At 63.7% G+C, this 18151-nt stretch carries 20 protein-coding genes; 8 read left to right on the top strand and 12 right to left on the bottom strand.

The features are described from left to right. Positions 1-15 precede the first annotated feature (15 nt). The 10 genes from AAG591_RS01275 to AAG591_RS01230 all read right to left on the bottom strand — a co-directional run bounded on the left by AAG591_RS01275 (position 16) and on the right by AAG591_RS01230 (position 9501). Positions 16-1485: a UDP-N-acetylmuramoyl-tripeptide--D-alanyl-D-alanine ligase gene (locus AAG591_RS01275; protein ID WP_342529089.1), complete on the bottom strand. Its 1470-nt coding sequence runs from the start codon at positions 1483-1485 to the stop codon at positions 16-18. Further along, a complete protein-coding gene (locus AAG591_RS01270; RefSeq protein WP_425341622.1) occupies positions 1482-2963 on the bottom strand; it encodes a UDP-N-acetylmuramoyl-L-alanyl-D-glutamate--2,6-diaminopimelate ligase in 1482 nt (493 codons plus the stop codon). The genes AAG591_RS01275 and AAG591_RS01270 overlap by 4 nt, the downstream gene beginning before the upstream one ends. After that, positions 2960-4714, bottom strand: a complete 1755-nt coding sequence (locus tag AAG591_RS01265; RefSeq protein ID WP_342529088.1) for a peptidoglycan D,D-transpeptidase FtsI family protein — start codon at positions 4712-4714, stop codon at positions 2960-2962. The genes AAG591_RS01270 and AAG591_RS01265 overlap by 4 nt, the downstream gene beginning before the upstream one ends. Next, positions 4714-5181 carry a hypothetical protein gene (locus AAG591_RS01260; protein WP_342529087.1) on the bottom strand — a complete coding sequence of 156 codons (468 nt, stop codon included), beginning with the start codon at positions 5179-5181 and terminating at the stop codon, positions 4714-4716. The genes AAG591_RS01265 and AAG591_RS01260 overlap by 1 nt, the downstream gene beginning before the upstream one ends. Continuing rightward, positions 5174-6133, bottom strand: a complete 960-nt coding sequence (rsmH, locus tag AAG591_RS01255; RefSeq protein ID WP_342529086.1) for a 16S rRNA (cytosine(1402)-N(4))-methyltransferase RsmH — start codon at positions 6131-6133, stop codon at positions 5174-5176. Before rsmH ends, AAG591_RS01260 begins: the two co-directional genes overlap by 8 nt. Then, positions 6130-6627, bottom strand: a complete 498-nt coding sequence (locus tag AAG591_RS01250) for a division/cell wall cluster transcriptional repressor MraZ (protein WP_342529085.1) — start codon at positions 6625-6627, stop codon at positions 6130-6132. Before AAG591_RS01250 ends, rsmH begins: the two co-directional genes overlap by 4 nt. Positions 6628-6940: 313 nt before the next feature. Beyond that, positions 6941-7735, bottom strand: coding sequence for a motility-associated ABC transporter substrate-binding family protein (locus AAG591_RS01245; RefSeq protein ID WP_342529084.1), 795 nt, complete (start codon positions 7733-7735; stop codon positions 6941-6943). Further along, positions 7728-8066 (bottom strand): hypothetical protein, encoded by a 339-nt coding sequence (locus AAG591_RS01240; protein ID WP_342529083.1) that lies wholly within the window; start codon positions 8064-8066, stop codon positions 7728-7730. The genes AAG591_RS01245 and AAG591_RS01240 overlap by 8 nt, the downstream gene beginning before the upstream one ends. Positions 8067-8097: 31 nt before the next feature. Beyond that, on the bottom strand, positions 8098-9108 hold the full coding sequence (locus AAG591_RS01235) for a cysteine synthase A (protein ID WP_342529082.1): 1011 nt from the start codon (positions 9106-9108) through the stop codon (positions 8098-8100). A 75-nt stretch (positions 9109-9183) separates the two neighbouring features. Continuing rightward, on the bottom strand, positions 9184-9501 hold the full coding sequence (locus AAG591_RS01230; RefSeq protein ID WP_342529081.1) for a 2Fe-2S iron-sulfur cluster-binding protein: 318 nt from the start codon (positions 9499-9501) through the stop codon (positions 9184-9186). Positions 9502-9614: 113 nt separating this feature from the next. Here AAG591_RS01230 and AAG591_RS01225 point away from each other — a divergent pair, with 113 nt between their 5' ends. The 6 genes from AAG591_RS01225 to AAG591_RS01200 all read left to right on the top strand — a co-directional run bounded on the left by AAG591_RS01225 (position 9615) and on the right by AAG591_RS01200 (position 15717). After that, positions 9615-10232, top strand: a complete 618-nt coding sequence (locus AAG591_RS01225) for a DNA-3-methyladenine glycosylase family protein (protein ID WP_342529080.1) — start codon at positions 9615-9617, stop codon at positions 10230-10232. Positions 10233-10313: 81 nt separating this feature from the next. After that, positions 10314-11243, top strand: a complete 930-nt coding sequence (locus AAG591_RS01220; RefSeq protein WP_342529079.1) for an IS1595 family transposase — start codon at positions 10314-10316, stop codon at positions 11241-11243. Between the two features lie 255 nt (positions 11244-11498). Then, positions 11499-11813 (top strand): hypothetical protein, encoded by a 315-nt coding sequence (locus AAG591_RS01215; protein ID WP_342529078.1) that lies wholly within the window; start codon positions 11499-11501, stop codon positions 11811-11813. A 196-nt stretch (positions 11814-12009) separates the two neighbouring features. Beyond that, a complete protein-coding gene (locus AAG591_RS01210; RefSeq protein ID WP_342529077.1) occupies positions 12010-12636 on the top strand; it encodes a hypothetical protein in 627 nt (208 codons plus the stop codon). A gap of 141 nt (positions 12637-12777) precedes the next feature. After that, a complete protein-coding gene (locus tag AAG591_RS01205) occupies positions 12778-14838 on the top strand; it encodes a S9 family peptidase (RefSeq protein ID WP_342529076.1) in 2061 nt (686 codons plus the stop codon). A 78-nt stretch (positions 14839-14916) separates the two neighbouring features. Next, a complete protein-coding gene (locus AAG591_RS01200; RefSeq protein ID WP_342529075.1) occupies positions 14917-15717 on the top strand; it encodes an SDR family oxidoreductase in 801 nt (266 codons plus the stop codon). Here AAG591_RS01200 and AAG591_RS01195 read toward each other — a convergent pair. Then, positions 15714-16001 carry a 4a-hydroxytetrahydrobiopterin dehydratase gene (locus tag AAG591_RS01195; protein ID WP_342529074.1) on the bottom strand — a complete coding sequence of 96 codons (288 nt, stop codon included), beginning with the start codon at positions 15999-16001 and terminating at the stop codon, positions 15714-15716. The genes AAG591_RS01200 and AAG591_RS01195 overlap by 4 nt on opposite strands. A gap of 63 nt (positions 16002-16064) precedes the next feature. Between AAG591_RS01195 and ccmA the strand changes: the two genes are divergently transcribed. Together ccmA and AAG591_RS01185 are read left to right on the top strand one after the other, a co-directional pair. Continuing rightward, on the top strand, positions 16065-16640 hold the full coding sequence (gene ccmA / locus AAG591_RS01190; RefSeq protein WP_342529073.1) for a heme ABC exporter ATP-binding protein CcmA: 576 nt from the start codon (positions 16065-16067) through the stop codon (positions 16638-16640). Beyond that, positions 16640-17296 (top strand): heme exporter protein CcmB, encoded by a 657-nt coding sequence (locus AAG591_RS01185; protein WP_342529072.1) that lies wholly within the window; start codon positions 16640-16642, stop codon positions 17294-17296. Before ccmA ends, AAG591_RS01185 begins: the two co-directional genes overlap by 1 nt. Here the strand turns inward: AAG591_RS01185 and map are convergent. Next, a complete protein-coding gene (gene map / locus AAG591_RS01180; RefSeq protein WP_342529071.1) occupies positions 17293-18123 on the bottom strand; it encodes a type I methionyl aminopeptidase in 831 nt (276 codons plus the stop codon). The genes AAG591_RS01185 and map overlap by 4 nt on opposite strands. Between the last annotated feature and the right edge of the window lie 28 nt (positions 18124-18151).

Below are 18151 nucleotides of genomic sequence, written 5' to 3'. Positions count from 1 at the left end.
TCCCCGATCCCTTGCTTAGCCTCGGCTGACGAAGTGATCGACCAGGCGGCCCAGACCCACGGCGTTCGATCCTTTAACAAGGATCGCATCCCCGGCGTTGAGACCGAATTCTTCAAGCGCGGCAATCGCTTCGGCAGGCCCAGCGCAATGGGCGAAGGCCAGCGGATTGCCAAGGGCATTGGCGGGAGCCGTCCCCAATTTGCGCACCAGCGGCTCCATTGCTTCCCCGACGAGAACTGCGAAGTCGACCCGCGCGTCTTCGATCGGATCGCTAAGCTGTTCGTGGAACTGCCGGCTGAATTCGCCCAGCTCGCCCATCGCGCCGAGCACCGCGATCCGGCGGCTTGCGGGCGTCTGGCCAAGCTGGGTCAGCGTCGCACGCATGGACGCAGGGTTGGCGTTGTAGCTTTCGTCGATCAGCGTCGCACGCCCACCCGTTGCGGTGATCGTGTGGCGTGCACCGCGCCCCTTGAGGCCGCCCATCTCGCCCAGTGCGATTCCGGCAGCGCCCAGATCGCCGCCCACGGCGTAGACGGTCGCCATTACCGCGAGCGAATTGTCGATCCAGTGCTCGCCCGGTTCGGCGACCGAGTAGCACAGGCGCGTATCGTCGATCTGCGCGGTGACCAGCGATGCGCCGCCATTCGCCGCCGGAATCGCATCGAGCAGGCGCACGCGCGCATCCTTCGAGCGACCGAAGGAGTAAATCTGCGCACCAGCAGCCTCGGCATGGGCGCGCAGCCGCTCATATTGCGGGCTGTCCGCGGGAATGATCGCCGCCCCGCCCTTGCTCAGGCCGCCGAAGATCTGCGCCTTCTCGTCCGCAATCGCTTCGATGCTGCCGAGGTTCTCGATATGCGCGGGCGCGATGGTGGTGATGACCGCGACATCGGGGCGAACGTGATCCACCAGCGGAGCGATCTCGCCCGCGTGGTTCATCCCCATCTCGAACACGCCGTAGCGCGCACGAGCATTCATCCGCGCGAGGCTGAGCGGGACGCCGACATGATTGTTGTAGCTGCGGATGGAACGGTGCGCCTGCCCCCGGCTGGAGCGGTCCAGCGCGGTGAAGATCGCTTCCTTGACCCCGGTCTTGCCGACCGACCCCGTAACCGCAATGCGCTTTGCAGGAGAACGCATGCGTGCGGCAGCAGCGAGCGCGTGGAGCGCCGCCGTTGTATCTTCCACCAGCACATGCGGCCAGTCGACCGGCCGGTCGACCAGCGCACCGGCGGCACCGGCAGCGATCGCCTTGTCCACGAAGCGATGGCCGTCCATCGCCTCGCCCTTCAACGCGACGAACAGATCGCCGACCCGCACGTCGCGGCTGTCCATCTCGACACCCGAGCACTGGAAATCACCCGAGGCGACACCGCCGGTGGCCTCGGCGATCTCGGCTGCGGTCCACAGCGCGATCTGCAGCCTGTCGCGCGGCGAAGCCGGCCAGACCCGCATGCGCGGATGGGCAAGTGCCGCCGCGCTCATGCTGCGGACTCCGCCGCTGCGCATTCGCGCGCCACGGTCACGTCATCGAAGGGGTGTACTCGCATAGTCTCTCCCGAGCCGATGATCTGGCCCTGTTCGTGTCCCTTGCCCGCGACGAGCACGATATCGCCGCTGCCTGCCTGTTCGATCGCGGTGGCGATCCCGGTCCGCCGGTCGCCGATCTCCAGCGCATCGCCGGTCATTCCCGAAAGGATGGCGCTGCGGATCTCAGCCGCGTCTTCGCCGCGCGGATTATCGTCGGTGACGACCGCCAGATCGGCGCATTCGCTGGCAACCTTGCCCATCTCGGCACGCTTGCCCTTGTCGCGATCCCCGCCTGCGCCGAACACCACGATCAGTCGACCGTCTTTGCTCGTATCGACATGCGGTCGCAGCGCGGCCATTGCCGCTTCGAGCGCGTCGGGCGTGTGTGCGTAATCGACATAGACCGGCGCGCCGCTCTGCGTGATAACCGCGCGTTCGAGGCGTCCGCGCACCGGCTGCAACCGTCCAACCGCGTCCCATAGCCGGCTCTCGTCGGCACCGGTCGCCAGTGCGAGCCCCGCAGCGGTCAATGCGTTGGCCGCCTGGTAGGCACCGATCAACGGCAGGCGGATCGTCCGCCGCTCTCCGTTGCGGGCAATCTCGAGGCCCTGGCCAAGCTGGGTCGGCTCCTGAGCGATCAGCGTGATGTTTTCGCCCTTCGGACCGACCGTAAAGACCTCCAGCCCGCGCTTCTGCGCGCGCTGGCGTGCCTTGGCGGACCATTCGCTGCCATCGGCCCAGATCACCGCCACGCCATTATCGTCGACCACTTCGTCGAACAGGCGCATCTTGGCCTCGAAATAGGCCTCCATCGTCTCGTGATAATCGAGGTGATCGCGGCTGAAATTGGTGAAGGCTGCTGCGCGCACGGGCACGCCTTCGTTGCGATACTGGCTAAGGCCGTGGCTCGATGCCTCGAACGCCAGGTGCGTCACGCCTTCGCGCGCGAGCCCCGCAAGGTTCGAATGGAAAGTGACGATGTCGGGGGTCGTCAATCCGGTCGAAATGCTTTCGTCGTGCGTCGTGACGCCCAGGGTGCCGATGCTCGCCGCGCGCTCGCCCAGCATCCGCCACAACTGGCGGGTCATTTCGGCGGTCGACGTCTTCCCGTTGGTCCCCGTCACCGCGACGATGGTTTCGGGCACCGGCGTGAAGTACCGCGCCGATATCTGCGCAAAGGCGCGGCGGGGAACCGCGTCTGCAATGTGCAGCGCGCCTTCCACCCGGGCCTCGGGCCGCGCCACAACCGCCACTGCGCCCGCAGCCACGGCAGCGTCGATGAAATCCTCACCATTGACCACAGTACCTTCGAACGCGCCGAAGATCGTGCCGGGAGCCACCTTGCGATGATCGATCGCAAAGCCTGTGACCATGGCCTCGTCCGGCCCACGTTCGGTACGGCCCGACTTTTCGAGAAGAGAATTCAGCTTCACTCGATATCGCTCCGGATGAGGGGCCGCAGGTCCGAGATGTCGACATCGCGGCTCAGATCGGGGCGGACATCCAGCATCGGCCCGATGCGCGGGATCAGCTTGCCCACGATCGGTGCGGCATTCCAGGCGGCTGTCCGCTGGTAGGAGCTGGCGGTCGTGCCCTGCGGCTCATCGAGCATCGCGATGACGACGTAGCGCGGATCGTCCATCGGAAAGGCCGCGGCAAAGGTCGAGACGAGGCTCTTCTTGCGATAGCCATGGGCCGAGGGTTTTTCCGCCGAACCGGTCTTGCCACCTACGCGGTAGCCGGGTGCATCGGCGCTCCGCCCGGTGCCGTAGACCGCGACCATCCGCAGCAGCTGGCGCATCCGCGCGCTGGTATCTTCCTTGAAGACCCGCCGCCCCTTCACTTCCGTGCCGGGCTCGACCTTGAGGAGGGTTGCGGGCCGCCAGATGCCGCCATTGACCAGGGCCGCATAGGCCGAGGCAAGGTGCAGCGGAGTGACCGCGATGCCGTGCCCGTAGCTGACCGTCATGGTGGTGATGCGCGACCAGTGCTCACCCGGCCACAGCGGCTGTCCGCGCGCGGGCAGCTCGATATAGGGACGCTCGTCCAGGCCGAGCGAGCGCATCGTGTCGCGCAGCTTGTCTCCACCGAGCTTGTCGGCAACGCGCGCAGTCACGGTATTGGAGGAATGAATCAGCGCTTCGGGCACGTTGAGCGTGTCTCCGAGGCTATGGCTGTCCGCAAGCGTGCGCCCGGCAACTTTCACCGGCTTTGCATCGTAGCGCACGCCAAGGTCGCGAACGACGCCTGCGTCGATAGCGGATGCGATCGTGATCGGCTTGAAGGTCGAGCCAAGCTCGTACACCTGGTAGGTCACGCTGTTGAACGAATTGGACGGCTGCTTGAGGCGTCGCTGCTCCTTGGTACCGATCAGGTCGGTCGGTTTGACATCGTTGGGATCGAATGCGGGAAGCGAAGCAAGCGCAACCACTTCGCCGGTATCGACATCCAGCACCACGCCCGCCGCGCCGCGCGCGTTGACCGACAGCATGCCCTTGCGCAGCTCATCCTCGAGCGCGCCCTGCACGCGAAGGTCGAGCGAAATGGCGCTCGGCTGGCCGCGCAGGCGCTCATCTGTCAGCCGGTCGTCGAGGACCGCTTCCATTCCGAGATAGCCCTTGCCGTCCTTGACGTAGCCAAGCACGTGCGCCGCCATCGACCCTTGCGGATAGAAGCGTTCCTTCTCCGCAGGCAGTTCGAGCGCAGGCTCGCCGATTTCGAACACCTGGTTGGCTTCTTCGGGCAGCAGGCGACGGCGCAGGTATTGCGCTTTCCCGCTGGCGAGACGCTCGGCGACATCCGCGCGGTCGAGTTCGGGGAAAATCGCGGCAAGCTTGGCCGCCACTTCAGCGGGGGTGTGGACCAGCGGGCTGCCGCCGTCCTTCATCGCCGCTGGATTAAACCAGAGCGCGAAGGCATCGTAGTTGCGCGCAAGCGGAAGGCCGTTGCGATCGGTGATCTCGCCACGCGGCGGCAGCAGGCGCTGCTCCATCGACATCGGCGTATCGGGCGCGCCGAGCACCCCGAAAGAGGCGATCCGCAGCAGCGCGACCACTGCGATCAATCCGAACGCAGGCATCAGCAGCAGTGCACGCATCCGCGCGACCAACAGCGATTCCAGTCGCTTGTTGGCGACCCGCAGGGGGCCCGCCGCAACCATGCTGTCGATCGGAATGCTCGCCATTAGTCGAAGCTCGCCAGCGCGATCCGCGCCTCTCCCTGAGCCGGTGCCGCGACCTTATCGGGCTCACCATCGCCGGCCTTGTCATGCTCTGCCAGCGGCGAAACGAGCGCCGGATAATCGCTCGCTTCCATTTCGCGCGCGAAGCGGATCGGCGGAGGCGAATCCGCCGCGCGGGGAGCGCTGAAGCTTGCCAGCTGACGTTCGGTTTCGAGGAACTGGTCCGCACGCGGCGAGGCGTAGCCGAACTCGATCGCGTTCCAGTCGGCCAGCTGCTGCTGGTTGGCGCGCGTTTCGAATTCGGTTTCCATCGCCAGCTTCTCGCGTTCGAGAACGACGATCTCGCGCTCGGCGCGGACGACCTCGCTCTTCACCGCGTTGACCCGGAAGGTCAGCAGCATGAAACCGGCGAACACGACACCGATGCAGATGGCCCAGCCGATCTGCCTTAGGCGACTGCCCCTAACCATCGATCCATTCCTCTCTTGCCGGCTGTTGCGTCCGGGTGGCTGCGCGCAGGATTGCGGAGCGCGCGCGGGGGTTGCGCAGCAGCTCCGCCTCGCCCGCGCGCACGGCGCGGGACGGTTTGTCGAACGTGGTCGGCGGCACCTCCTTAAGGGGAAGATGGCGGGAGCCGCCGCCGACCTGACCGGAAGCGCTCCGGAGGAAGCGCTTCACGATACGATCTTCAAGAGAATGGAACGACACGACGACCAGCCGCCCGCCGGGCGCGAGCAGCTGCTCGGCGGCGACGAGCGCGCGGCGCAGCTGATCCAGTTCTCCATTCACGTGGATGCGGATCGCCTGGAAGGTGCGCGTCGCAGGGTCTTTCTTGTCGTGCGGCTTGTGCCCAGTCGCCTTGCGAACGAGCCGGGCAAGCTGGCCTGTGGTTTCGAGCGGACGCGCAGCGACGATCGCACGCGCGATGCGGCGTGACTGCCTTTCCTCGCCATACTGGTAGATCACATCGGCGATTTCGCCTTCGTCGGCGCTGTTGAGGAAATCCGCCGCGCTCGGCAGGTCGGGATCCATCCGCATGTCGAGCGGTCCGTCAGCCGCGAAGGAAAACCCCCGCTCCGCCTGGTCGAGCTGCATCGAGGACACCCCGATGTCGAGCACTACGCCTTGCACCTGCGCGACGCCCTGCTCTCCCAGCGCGTCCGCCATTTCGGCAAACGGGCGGCGGTGGAAGATCAGGCGCGGCGGGCTTTCGGCCAGTTCGGACCAGCCCTGCGCGGCCTCGATCGCGGTCGGATCGCGATCGAATGCGTGCACGGTCGCGCCCGCACTCAGCAGCGCGCGGGTGTAGCCACCAGCGCCGAAGGTGCCGTCGACGATCAGTTCGCCGGGCGCAGGATTGAGCGCCGCGATCACTTCTTCGAGCAGGACGGGGACGTGTGGGGCTTGGTCGGAAGCGGTCACTTCTTCTTCCCCTTGGCCAGCGCCTCTTTCTCCAGGGCGCGACAGGCTGCCTTGGGCATCGCCATCTCGGGGCCCATTTCGTAAAGCTTCGCGGGGTTCCAGACGGTGAAGAACTTGCCTGCACCCTGGAAGAACAACGCATCTTCGATCTTGCCCAGATCCTTCACGAAATCGGGCATGATGAAGCGGCCGCTATCGTCGAAAGGCATGGTTTCGAAGCTGTGGAGCTGCATCGCGCGGGTATCGCGGTCGAAATCGCGCCCGAACTTGTAGGCCGCCTCCTCTTCGCGATCGAGGATGGTCTCGAAATCCTCGACCCGGTTCATGCCGAAGCCGACAAGGCAATCCCACTTGTCATGCTTGGTCAGGCACAGCTTGCGATCGACGGTGGAGAGCTTCACCGCGTTGCGGAATGCGGGAGGCAGCGTGAACCGACCCTTTTCGCTGCGAAGCGAAAAGGCCTGCCCGCTAAATCCCTGAAACACTTCCGACACGCGCCGCTCTTCCCCTGTGAGCGCTTCACCCCATGGACAGAGCTCTCTCGTGCCGAGGCGCGCATGCGCCCCGGTTCGCATGGCATCCCACGCGCGAGTCGATTCCTGTCCGTTACGAGACTTGTCTTATCTCGGGACGATTGGGGATTAAAGGGGAAAGTTAGGAATCTCTGTGGAGATCGTCGCTGAATTGTCGATTTGCGGCAGTTTTACGTGCCTGACAAGCTTAAATTAACTGGTTAACGGACGGCAAAGGACGCACAGCCCGACCAGCCGCGTGCCAATAAGTATCTGATTTTTATAGGAGGAAATCCTAGCGCGGAGACTCGTCCCCAAGGATTCCTATCAGCGACCAGAAAATGTCCGCAGCCTGGTCCGAGCCCACAGGGTCTTCAAAGACCGTCGCATCGGCAACGAGCACGGCATGCCCCTCCCCAATCGCACACACGGCCATCAGGCCCCCACTCCGAAGCTCGCAGTCCGCAGAATTGTCAGGATTTTCGCCCGCCGGCGGCCGCTTCGCGAAGGTCCCGCCCAGTGATACGGGCATGTCGTGCCCGCCAAGGCTGACAGAGCGTTCCGCGCCGTCCCCAAATTTTCCCGATTGGAGTTCGAGCCCCCAGCGTGCCTCTATCGGTCCCGTCACCGAGATGGCCTGGGGATTGCGCGGGTCGCCCATAGCGAAGGGTGGCTCACCGACCAGCATGGGGTCTGCGATCAGCAGGACCCGCCCACCCTCGCGCACCCAAGTGTCGAGCGCGACGAATTCGGCCGGAGTCAGTGCACGCGGCTGGATCAGCAGCAGCGTATCGATCTGCGAAAGGCTGTTCGCATCGATCACATCGATAGGTACAAGGCTGTTGCGCGCTTCCACCGCGGCACGCAGCCAGTGTGGCTTCGTCTCGCCCTGCGCCAATGCGTCCGCAACGCTGGCCTGCGGCGCACGATAGATCGGCAGGGACGATGACAGGCCGAAGCGCTCGCCGGTCGGTCGATCGGAAGCGATCTGCGCACCCGCCGACGAAGCACCCTCGCCCGACATCACGAAGCCTGTCGCCCCGATTGCCAGCAGCCCGCCGAGCCCGGCGGCGAGCAGCGCCTTATTCAACGGGGGCACCCTCGCCCTTTTCGGGAAGCACGGGACCTTCGGGGACTGGCTCTTCGTCCGCCTGCGCGGGAAGGTCGGGGACGACGCCAGCGTCGCTGAGCGGATCGCTGGTGGTAGGCGTCGCGCTCGGCTCGATGGTCGCCGCCGCCTGGGGCACGGTCGTTTCCTCGTTCTGCAGCGCGCGCGTGAAAATGACGTTCGCGATCCCCACCGCAATCACCACCACCAGAATGCCGCCTATTCCGGTACGCAGGCGCTGTGTCACCTCCGCGCTCAACGCCCGGTTGCGCGAATCCGTCTCCGTTCGGTCGGTATGGGGGATCAGGGGCATGCGCATAAGGGTAAGGCGTGGATCGTGGTCGTCAATCTGTCAGCCACTCGAACACCGGCAGGCCCTTCGCCCGCAACCACGCCGCGTCGTAAATGGTCGAGAGGTAGCGAAAGCCGGTGTCGCACAGGATAGTCGCCACACGCGCGTCTTCACGCCCATCGGCCACGAGCTGTTTGCCCAGCGCGACGGCACCCGCGACATTGATGCCCGACGACAGGCCCAGGCACAGCCCCTCCTCCTGCAAGAGCCGCGCGACCCAGTGCAGGCCTTCTTCGTCAGAGATGCGGAACTGCGTGTCGATCGGCGAGCCTTCGAGGTTGGCGGTGATCCGCCCCTGCCCGATACCTTCCGCGACCGAGGACCCTTCGGACTCCAGCTCGCCATGCGCGTAGTAATTATAAAGCGCTGCACCATGCGGGTCCGTCAGCGCGATGCGGATTTTCTCGTCGAATGCCTTTAGGCCCAGGCCCACCCCGGCGATCGTGCCGCCCGTACCCGCCGCGCAGGTGAAGCCGTCGATCCGACCTTCGAGCTGCTCCCACAGTTCGGGCGCAGTGCTTTCGATATGCGCCTTGCGGTTGGCGGTGTTGTCGAACTGGTTGGCCCAGATCGCGCCTTCGGTCTCTTCGGCCAGGCGGCGCGAGGTGTGGACGAAGTGGCAGGGATTGGCGAACTTGGTCGGGGGCACGGTCACCAGCTCCGCACCCAAGGCACGCAGCGTGTCCATCTTCTCGCGCGACTGGTTGTCGGGCATGACGATGACGGTCTTGTAGCCGAGTGCGTTGGCGACCAGCGCGATCCCGATCCCGGTATTGCCCGCCGTTCCTTCGACCACGGTACCGCCCGGCTTCAGCAGACCCTTCGCTTCGGCATCGCGGATGATCCACAGCGCCGCGCGATCCTTCACCGATCCGCCGGGATTGGTGAATTCGCACTTGCCATAGATGTCGCACCCCGCCTCCTCACTCGGCCCGGAGAGCCGGACGAGAGGGGTGTTGCCAATGAGATCGAGCGTACGTGGAAGCGGTGCAGGAGAAGCCATGGGAGTGGCTTAGACCCTCCCCGCCACGCGCAGCAACCGCGATAAACTATCGCGCAGGCAAGCTGCCCTTGCGGATCAGTCTTCGGGCGCGATCTGCACCTTCAGCCCGTCGAGATCGGAAGTGAACTCGATCTGGCACGAAAGGCGCGAAGTTTCGTTGCGGTGGTCGCTGCTTTCAAGCAGGTCGTCCTCATCCTCGCTCAGCGCGGGCAGCTTGTCGGCGAAAGCCGGGTCGACATGCACGTGGCAGGTCGCGCACGAGCAACAGCCGCCGCACAGCGCCAGCAATTCGTCGAAGCCGTTGTCGCGGATCGCCTCCATCACGGTCAGGCCATCGCCGACCTCGATCATGCGTTCGGTTCCGCTGCGGTCGACCACGGTAAGCTTGGGCATTGAATGTCCTTTTCCATCCGCGGGGGATCGTGCGCCACGCCCCGCCGTTGACGGGGCTGCTAAAAGGTGCGTTTCGGCAATGCAAGAGACGGTGGGCAAGAGAGGGTGCGGCGATGGGATTGAGCGCAGAACAGATAAAGCAGGGACTGGACGCGGTCGCCGCGCAGGAGCCGGGCATTGCCCGCGCCCTCGACATCGCAGGCTACCCCGAGCCGCGCATCCGCCCTACCGGATATAAGACATTGCTGCGCACCATCGTCGGCCAGCAGGTCAGCGTTGCCGCCGCCGCCAGCGTCTGGAACAAGCTGGAAGGCGAACTAGGCGAGGATTTCAGCCCCACCTGCCTGCTCGAACGCGATTTCGATACTCTGCGCGCCTGCGGCCTCTCCCGCCAGAAGCAGGGCTATGCCCGCTCGCTATGCGAACTGGTGAGCGCGGGCGAGCTGGACCTGGAAAACCTGCCTGAGGATGACGAGGAGGCCATCGCGCAACTCACCCGGATCAAGGGCATCGGCCGCTGGTCCGCCGAGATCTACCTGCTGTTCGCCGAAGGCCGCCCCGACATCTGGCCCGCCGGCGACCTCGCGGTGATGGCCGGCATCGGCAAAATCCTCGGGATGGAAGAACGCCCCGACGAAAAGGCCACCCGCGCCCTCGCCGAACCCTGGCGCCCCCACCGCGGTGCGACCGCAATTTTCACCTGGCACTGCTACAACAACCCGGCGCTGTGATCGGCTATCGTTCAACACGCTAGTCAACGTCCCTGGACATTATATACTTGACAAAGCAGGCCCGATTGCTAGGATTTCTGCATGACAGACGCAAATCTCTTTGAGCCCCGCTTTCAGAACGTCGAAGCAGCGCGCGAACACCTTGAAGCCATCCATTGGCCCAACGGTCCCGTTTGCCCGCACTGCAAGAGCAAGAACGCGACCCGGCTCGAAGACGGTAAGCACCGCCCCGGTCTCGTCCAATGCAATGACTGCCGTAAGCAGTTCACCGTCACAGTGGGCACCGTCTTTGAACGCTCCAAGGTTCCTTTGAACAAGTGGCTGCTCGCCACGCACCTTATGTGTGCCAGCAAGAAGGGCATCAGCGCCCACCAACTGCACCGCATGCTTGGCGTTACCTACAAAACTGCGTGGTTCATGGCCCATCGTATCCGCGAAGCCATGAAGCCTACCGATGATGGCCCCATGGGCGGCCCCGGTGGCACCGTCGAAGTGGACGAGACCTATTTTGGCCGCGACAAGACCAAGCCGCAGTCGCGTATGCCCATGCGCCACATGAACCGTATCGTTTCGCTTGTGGACCGTGTGACGGGCCGCTCCACCAGCATTGTCTTTACCGAGACCTTCAACGCCGAGAACGTCTCCCGCCTGCTCTACACCCGCGTAGATCGCGCAACCCGCCTCATCACGGACGAAGCGCACTCCTACAAAGGCCCCGGCAAGCAGTTTGCCAAGCACGAGAGCGTCAACCACATGCGTGGCGAGTACGTGCGCGGCGATGTGACCACGAACACCGTCGAAGGCTTCTTCGGTATCTTCAAGCGCGGCATGCGCGGTGTCTATCAGCACTGCGGTCAGCAGCACTTGAACCGCTACGTTGCCGAGTTCGATTTCCGCTACACCAACCGCACCGCTTGCGGCGTGAACGACGTTGAGCGTACCGACATTGCCCTCAAGGGCATCGCCGGTAAGCGCCTCACCTATCGGCGGACTGACGCAGTCGCCGCTTAGTCCGCCGTTGGACTTGCCGCGCGTGATCGGGACCAAGCCGAAGCGCTGGACGGACAGCTAACAGCTTTTCCCCGACTCCATTGGGCCGGAGGCTTACGCGTTCCCAACATGTTCCGTAAGCTTGGGGCGGATCGAGTCGTGGGGACCCGATCCGCCTAGAAATCGCTGTATGGGAGCGACCTCAATATGCATCTTCGGTGTGCCGCTTTCGGCCCCGTTGGTCAATCCCTGACAGCACAACCAAGGGACTAACCAATGGCAAAATACGCTATCACCTTCCGTATCGATTATGCTGAACGAGCAGGCTCGACCTACGGCGAACGCTACTCATCATTCATGGAGCAGGTACGCAAAACCGGTGTATGGGAAGAAACCACTTCGTTTGCGCTGACAACCTCGGCGGAAACGACTGAACAGCTTTGCGACCGCCTATATTTCCAGTCAAAGTTTACCGCCGCCTATGACACCGTGGTTGTCGTAAACATCGATACTGGATTCGCAGTTTCGCGGGGGGTTATCAAATCTCCGGCAACCCTGCGCGCAAAGGTAAATGGACTACTTCAAAAGTAGGATTGATGCACTTGGACCGGGACTCGCAGGAGACGAGCAACCCACATTATGATGGTAAGCTTAATCTCTCGCATCCCGGTCCTCACGCCCTTTCCGCTTAGCCTTCCCTAGATCGGTGGTAGGCTCGTGCTTCTTATGAGGGGTGTTGAGCATACGCTTCAGCACCTCGTCCTCTTTGTTTTGATCGGTGTCTGTCATGGAAAAGGAACTACGCTTTCTTGAAGATCGTAAGGCGCACTGGCTGGAAATCGGGAAGCTGTGCGCCTCGTGGGCACTTCTGGATCATTCTCTAGATGATGCCATCGCCGACACCCTCGACATAACCACTCAGCAAGCCCGGTGCATTGGTACACAAATTGAGCCGGTCGCGTCCAGAATCAAGCTTCTACGCCTTCTGCTCCCGACGACACGATTCGACGGAAATTGGGTAAAAGCCGCGACGGCGCTGCTAAACAAGATCGACGCCGTTGCTCCCCAGCGGAACCGCATTGTTCACGATGCTTGGCACTTTGACGGCACCACGCCGAAACGGATCGATAAACGAGCCAAGTTGAAAAAAGCCGAAGCATTCGCCTCAGACGAACTATTCGTAGATGTCCAAAGCGATTGCCCGTTAGGAGACATCAAGCTTGTGACCCTGGAAGTTGGCGTTTGCTGCATCGGCTTGGAAATGCTGTCTTTCGATATACAGACATTCCGAGCAGAGGGGCCGCCTCTTCCAGAATCCTCAACCCTAGTTCATCTACCGCGAGTGGAGAGTCATGCACATCGACTATTCCACGAGCAAGAGAGCGCGCAAGAGCCTCGCCCATCTGAGGCGTAATCTCAATCTGCACCGGCCTGTCACGCGAATCAGGTTGTTCCATCTCTGTTCTGCTTCGTGAAGTATATAATGTCCACGTCCCTTTACTCGGTGACAAGTTTAATTTACTAACGGAGTCGTTCACTTATCGGGAGAGGTTTCATGTTCCATCGCCACAAGTTCGCCCTTGCCATCGGTTGCGCTGCTGCCGCGCTCACGCTAGCCGCCGTGCCTTCCTTTGCTTCCACGGATGACAGCATGACCGCGACCACCACTGCCGAAAACGCTCCCCTGATCCCGCGCGATGCGCTGTTCGGCAATCCGACGCGCGCTGGCGGGCAGATCAGCCCCGACGGCAAGTGGATCAGCTGGCTCGCGCCGTCGAACGGCGTGCTCAACGTGTGGCTGGCCCCGGCGGACGACCTCGACAATGCCAAGGTGATGACCAAGGCGACCGAGCGCCCGATCCGCCAGTATTTCTGGGCGCCCGACAGCCAGAGCCTGCTCTATATTCAGGACAAGGGCGGGGACGAGAATTTCCTGCTCTACGGCATCAATGTCGAAACCGGGGTGGAAACCACGCTGACCGATTTCGAGAACACCCGCGTCATGGTCGTCGGCGGATCAGACCGGATCAAGGACAAGATCCTGATCGGCCTCAACAACCGCAATCCGCAGTATCACGATGTCTACATGCTCGACCTCAACACCGGCGAGCTGACCGAGCTGATCGAGAATAACAGCTATGCCGGGTTCGTCGCGGACGACAATCTCGACGTGCGGCTGGCGCTGCGGCCCAATGCCGAAGGCGGGATGGATTTCTTCAAGGTGGTCGACAACGAAGTCGAGGAAGATCCTTTCGGCAGCACCGGCCTAGAAGATTCACTGACCACCAATCCGGCGGGCTTCACCACCGACGGCAAGACGCTCTACTGGCTCGACAGCCGCGGCCGCAACACCGCCGCGCTGACCGCGATGGACGTCGAAACCGGCGAAACGCGTGTGATCGCGGAGAACGACAAGGCCGATATCGGCGGTTCGATCCGTGACCAGGAAACCGGCGAAGTCGAGGCCTATTCGGTCTATTACCTGAAGAACGAATGGGTCGCGCTCGACCCCGAAGTGAAGGCTTCGCTCGATTTCCTGAAAGCGAACCTTACCGGCGAATTCGGGATCGGATCGCGGACCGAGGACGACACCAAGTGGATCGTCGGCAACGATCCAGTGGTCGGCCCGGCCAAGAGCTTCCTGTACGATCGCGAAGCGAATACGCTGACCGAGCTGTACGTCACCCGCCCCGAGCTGGAGGGCGCGCCGCTCCAGCCGATGCATACGCTGGAACTGAAGAGCCGCGACGGGCTCACCCTGCCAAGCTACCTCACCCTGCCGCCGGGCAGCGACAGCAATGGCGACGGCTATCCCGACAAGCCGGTGCCGATGGTGCTGCTGGTCCACGGCGGCCCGTGGGCGCGCGACGGGTATGGCTTCAACGGCTACCACCAGTGGCTCGCCAATCGCGGCTATGCGGTGATGAGCGTCAATTATCGCGGGTCGACCGGGTTCGGGAAAGACTTCATCAACGCGTCCAACCTGCAGTGGTCCAAGACCATGCACGACGACCTGATCGATGCGACCAAGTGGGCGATCGACAAAGGCATCGCCATTCCTGACAAGGTGGCGATCATGGGCGGGTCCTACGGCGGCTACGCCACGCTGGTGGGCCTGACCTACACGCCCGATACCTTCGCCTGCGGAGTCGACATCGTCGGCCCGTCGAACCTCGAAACGCTGCTCTCCACCATTCCGCCCTACTGGGCCCCGGTGGTCGCGCAGTTCCACGAGCGGATGGGCAACCCCAACACGCCCGAAGGCAAGCAGCTGCTGATCGACGCTTCGCCACTGTACAAGGCTGACGAGATCATCCGCCCGCTGCTGATCGGCCAGGGCGCCAACGATCCGCGCGTCAACCAGGCGGAAAGCGACCAGATCGTCGAGGCGATGAAGGCCAAGAACATCCCGGTCACCTACGTGCTGTTCCCCGACGAGGGTCACGGCTTCGCGCGACCCGAAAACAACATCGCCTTCAACGCAGTGACCGAGAACTTTCTCGCCACCTGCCTTGGCGGACGGGCCGAACCGATCGAGGACACTCTGCAAGCCTCGACGGCCGAAATCGTCGAGGGCGCGGACTTCGTCGAAGGGCTTTCCCAGGCGATCGACTGAACCATCGCCCTGACAGGTGACACGGAGCCGCGCCCGCATTACGCAGGTGCGGCTTCTTTTTGGGACGAGACCTGACATATGAAAAAGGCGATCTTCATCACCGGCGGCGGGTCCGGGATCGGCCGCGCGATTGCAGAGCGTTTCGCGAAAGGCGGCTGGTTCGTCGGCATCGGCGATATCGACGAAAAGGGAATGATCGAAACCCAGCACCTTGTCGGCCTCGGCTTCAGTTTCGGCCACCAGTTCGACGTGCGCGACCGCGATGCGTGGGACGAAGCGCTCAACGCCTTCTCCACCGCAGCGGGCGGGCGGATCGATGTGGTCGCCAATAATGCGGGCATTCCGCTGGGCGGCACGATCGACCAGAACAGCGTCGCCGAAATCGAACGCTGCCTCGACATCAACCTGAAAGGCGTGCTGTTCGGCGCGCAGGCTGCGCTGCCACACTTGCAGAAGACCGCGCCGGGCTCGTGCCTGCTCAACACCGCCAGCGCCGCCGGGATTTACGGCACCTCGGGCGCGAGCGTCTATTCCGCGACCAAGTTCGGCGTGCGCGCGCTGACCGAAAGCCTCGACGCCGAGTGGGCCCAATACGGGATCAATGTGCGATCGATCATGCCCAGCTTCATCGACACCCCGCTGATCCAGCACAATCCCAACGACCGCAGCAATGCCTCGATCAAGGAACAGGTCATGGCTGCCGGGCTGGAAATCACGCCGGTAAGCGAGGTGGGCGAAGCCGCATGGCAGGCGGTGCATGGCGACAAGCTGCACACGACCGTGGGCAAGACGGCCAAGCGCGTTGCCTTCGCATCGCGCTGGATGCCCGGCAAAATGCGCAAGGAAGCGCGTAAACGCGCGGCCCTTGGTGTAAATTAAAGCGCGTTGATCGCCTTGGCCATTTCCACGTCGCGCATCGACAGGCCGTCGGCATCGTGCGTGGTCAGGGCGATCTCTACTGTGTTGTACACGTTCGACCATTCGGGATGGTGGTCGTGCGTCTCTGCCAGCAGGGCGACCCGGTTCATGAAGCCCCACGCCTCGCTGAAATCGGCGAATTTGAAAGTTCGCTCTATCGCATCGCGGTCGCTCGCCATCGCCCAGCCATCGAGCGCGGCGAGCCAGTTCTTGCGTTCGCTATCGCTCAGTTTTTCGACCGCCATCGCACATCTCTCCAGTTCGGGTGATATTGCCGTTCGCCGGGCTCTCGCCTAACCCGCTGCCCCATGCAAGCCCGCCTTTCCGCCACGGACCTCGCCTGCCGCAAGGGCGACCGGCTGCTGTTCCGCCAACTCGACCTCGATCTCGGGCCCGGAGACATGCTCCACGTGCGTGGTCCGAACGGCGTGGGCAAGACCAGCCTTATGCGCATTCTCGCCGGGCTGGCGCGGCCCTTCGCGGGCACTATCGAGCGGAGCGACGAGGTTGGAATGATCGACGGCAGGCACGCGCTCGACCCCGATCGCAAGCTTGGGGATGCGCTGCGCTTCTGGGCGCGGCTCGATGGCGGCGTCGATATCTCCGAGCCGATGCGGCGGCTCGGGATCGACACCCTGACCGATATTCCGGTGGGCTACCTGTCGACCGGCCAGAAACAGCGCGGCGTGATCGCGCGGCTGCTGCTCCGCCCTCGCCCGATCTGGCTGCTGGACGAGGCGTTCGCAGGGCTGGACACCGCATCGCAAGACCTGCTTGCCGATCTGGTTTCCGAACATTGCAAGGCAGGCGGCCTGTGCGCTTTCGTGTCGCACCAGCCGGTCGATCTGCCCGCGCGGGTGCTCGATCTGGCGGAGTACGCCTGATGAAAACCTTCGCGATCCTCCTCAGGCGCGATCTTGCGATCCTATTGCCCGGCGGCGCGCGAGGTTCGGCCTTTCTGCCGTTGATATTTTTCCTGCTGGTCGCGGTTCTATACCCCTTCGCGGTCGGGCCGGAGCCGAGCCTGCTCGCACGCACCGGCGGCGGGGTTTTGTGGGTCGCGGCACTGCTCGCCAGCATCCTCCCGCTCGACCGGCTGGTGGCCTCCGACCGGGAAGCTGGCGTGTTCGATCAACTGGCCTTGCGCGGGATCAGCGAAGAGATTGCGATGACTGCGCGGCTGGTTGCGCACTGGCTCAGCTTCGGCCCACTGATCCTTATCGCCACCCTCCCCGCCGCCGCGCTGCTCTCGCTGAATGGACAGACGTTCTGGCGGCTACTCGCGAGCCTTCTCGCCGGCACGCCGGGCCTCGCCGCGATCGGCCTGATTACCTCGGCACTGCTCGCGAGCTTGCGCGGAGGAACCGCACTGGCGGGACTATTGCTGGCACCCATAGCGGTGCCGCTGGTCATCTTCGGTGCGGGTCACCTCGCGCGCGACGACATCTCCGGCGCGCTGTTCGCCGGCGCGTTCAGCCTCGTGCTATGCGCCATCGCGCCTTTCGCCGCTGCGGCCGCGATCAGGGCGGCGCGGGATTAGGAATACGGCGGCTTGTCGCGCCCCGTCGGGCTGAGGGTGAAGATCTCCACCCCATCCTCTGTAATGGCGAGCGAGTGTTCGAACTGCGCGGAGAGCGACTTGTCGCGGCTCACTGCGGTCCAGCCGTCGCCGAGCACCTTCGCCCAGGGTTTGCCCGCGTTGAGCATCGGTTCGATGGTGAAGAACATGCCGGGCTTCAGCAGAGGGCCAGTGCCCGCCTGCGCCGCGTGGACCACTTCGGGCGCGTCGTGGAACAGGCGCCCCACCCCGTGTCCGCAGAATTCGCGGACCACGCCGTAGCGGTGCTGCTTCGCATGCGCTTCGATCGCGGCGCCGATATCGCCCAGCCGTGCGCCCGGCTGCGATGCGGCCTCGATCCCCAGCATCAGCGCTTCGTGCGTCGCCTCGACCAGCTTCTTCGCTTTGAGCGGCGGGTCGCCCGCGAAGTACATGCGGCTGGTATCGCCATGCCAGCCGTCGAGCAGCGGGGTGACATCGATGTTGACGATGTCGCCATCCTTCAGCGTCTTCTCGCTCGGGATGCCGTGGCAGATCACGTGGTTGATCGAGATGCAGCAGCTGTGCGTATAACCGCGATAGCCGAGAGTCGCGGGCACCGCACCCGCATCCAGCATCATCCCGCGCACCGCATCGTCGATACTCGCCGTGGTGACGCCGGGCTTCACCAGCTCGGGCATGGCGTCGAGGATTTCCGCGGCCAGCCGCCCAGCCTTGCGCATGCCTTCGAACCCGTCGGGCCCGTGGAGCTTGATCGTGCCGTCGCGATAGACTTCGGTTTCGCTGTCGATGGTCTGATATTCGTTCATGCTGCGCTAGATACGCATGACGGGCGCA

The organism is Citromicrobium bathyomarinum (assembly GCF_038594485.1).
GTDB lineage: Bacteria > Pseudomonadota > Alphaproteobacteria > Sphingomonadales > Sphingomonadaceae > Alteriqipengyuania > Alteriqipengyuania bathyomarina_A.
Note: the sequence above shows the minus strand (reverse complement) of the source record. Positions and strands in the feature narration are given on the sequence as shown.